The organism is Rhodococcus sp. PAE-6, assembly GCF_025290685.1.
Classification (GTDB): domain Bacteria; phylum Actinomycetota; class Actinomycetes; order Mycobacteriales; family Mycobacteriaceae; genus Rhodococcus; species Rhodococcus pyridinivorans.
Genome location: NZ_JAOCLZ010000294.1, coordinates 1 through 212 on the forward strand (window position 1 = coordinate 1; position 212 = coordinate 212).

General features: G+C 69.3%; 1 protein-coding gene. It reads right to left on the minus strand.

Annotated elements, in window-relative coordinates; translation table 11 throughout:
* The coding region (locus NVV99_RS27090; protein ID WP_260783363.1) for a condensation domain-containing protein at nucleotides 1–212 on the minus strand (212 nt) is incomplete at both ends.

A 212-nucleotide genomic window follows, 5' to 3' on the forward strand; every position in this document is an offset into this window, starting at 1 on the left:
GCAGCACCTGCTGGTAGCCCACACCGTCGACGTCCGGGTAGATCGTCCGCAACGACTCGTGCCGGCCGAGCACGTCGGTGACCGCGGCCTGCAGGGCCGCCGCGTCGAGTGCCCCCGACAGGCCGATCGCCACGGGGATGTTGTTGACCGCCGATTCCGGTTCGAAGCGGTTGAGGAACCACATCCGCTGCTGCGCGAGCGACAACGGCACC